This is a genomic window from Streptomyces sp. NPDC001941 (genome assembly GCF_040296945.1).
In the GTDB taxonomy this organism is placed as follows: domain Bacteria; phylum Actinomycetota; class Actinomycetes; order Streptomycetales; family Streptomycetaceae; genus Streptomyces.
In genome coordinates this window covers 1-1,288 of record NZ_JBEOYE010000264.1, presented here as the reverse complement: position 1 = coordinate 1,288, position 1,288 = coordinate 1, and the positions used below count along the sequence as shown (strand labels likewise).

The following is a 1,288-nucleotide window of genomic DNA, read 5'->3' as shown; positions in this document are numbered from 1 at the left end:
GCCGGTCGGCGCCGGTGCGCGTCACGGTGCCGGAGGTGTCGGGCAGCGCCCCGTCGGGGCCGGTCACGCAGACGTGCCAGGCGCGGGAGTCGAGCTGCCCGGCGCCGGGGATGGAGTCGGGCGCGCCGGGGATGCCCACCGGGGAGCCGACGGGCACGTCGCGCAGCGAGGCGGTGCTGACGTCGGAGGTGGCCAGGTCGGCCCCGCCGATCAGGCGGGCCGACGCGTAGTTGCGTACCGGGTGGAGGACTCCGTCGGTGCCGGTCCACAGGTAGCGGGCGCCGGTGTCGCGGTTGACCACCAGGTGCTCGCCCTTGCGCCAGGCGTCGTTGCCGCCGGGGCGCAGCAGCCCGTAGACGGTGGCGCCCGCGCCGATCAGGACGGTCACCAGGACGCCGAAGACCACGCCCCTGGTGGTGCGGCCCAGGGGGCTCTCGGGGGCGTCCGGGTCGGCCGTCAGCAGGCCCGAGCTGAGCCTGCCCATCATGAATCCGTGGGCCTGTACCTGGTCGCGCTTGGACTGCACGGCCTCTCCTCAACTCGTCGCGGGGTCCCGGGGATGCGTACGTGGTCAGCCGAACAGGCCGCGCAGCCAGCCGAAGAGGCCCGTCACCCACAGGCTCAGCGGCAGCAGCGCCACGGCCAGGGCGGTGTGGGCGAGTTCGGCGGTGCGGCCCCAGTACGGCAGGACGCGGCGTCCGGGTACGGTCCAGGACGCGGTCACGAGGGCCGCGGCGGCGGCGAGCAGGACCGCGAAGGCGACCAGGCGCCCGTCGGCGTCGGTGCCGACGACCCAGGCGCGGGCGAGGAGGAGCAGCCCCCAGATGCCGGGCAGGGCCAGGGTCAGCCGCTGCCCGGTGTGCACCAGGCCGCGGCTGTGCAGCAGGAGCAGCAGGCTCAGCGCGAGCGCGGTCAGCACCTCGGGCAGCTCGGGGTGTTCGGCCAGGACGACGAGGGTGACGGCGCTGATCGCGCCGGTGGCGGCGAAGAGGGCGGTGACCCAGCGTCCGGCGAGTTCGGTGCGCTCGGCGACCTCGGAGCCGAGGTAGGGGTCGATGCCCTCCTGGAGCTGTCCGGCCGACGAGGGCAGGGCGGGCAGGCGCATCCCGGCGAGCTTGAAGGCGAACGGCGCGACGGCCCCCGCCGCCAGCACGACCACCGTGGCCACCAGGGCCACCGCGGCGGGCACGTCGAGCGGGGTGTAGCCCATCAGGGCGCCGGCGATCGCGGCGGCCACGGAGACGACGGCGGTGGCCAGGAGCGCGGGGGCGCCGACGGCGGTCGCGGC

Annotated in this window: 2 protein-coding genes; both read right to left on the bottom strand. The window is 76.2% G+C overall.

Features of this window, described 5'->3' with window-relative positions; genetic code table 11:
* On the bottom strand, nt 1-526 hold a 526-nt coding region (gene eccB, locus ABT160_RS47050; protein ID WP_351656595.1), incomplete at its 3' end, for a type VII secretion protein EccB.
* Between the two features lie 45 nt (nt 527-571).
* Nucleotides 572-1,288: type VII secretion integral membrane protein EccD (eccD, locus tag ABT160_RS47045; protein ID WP_351656592.1), on the bottom strand; the 717-nt coding region annotated here is incomplete at its 5' end.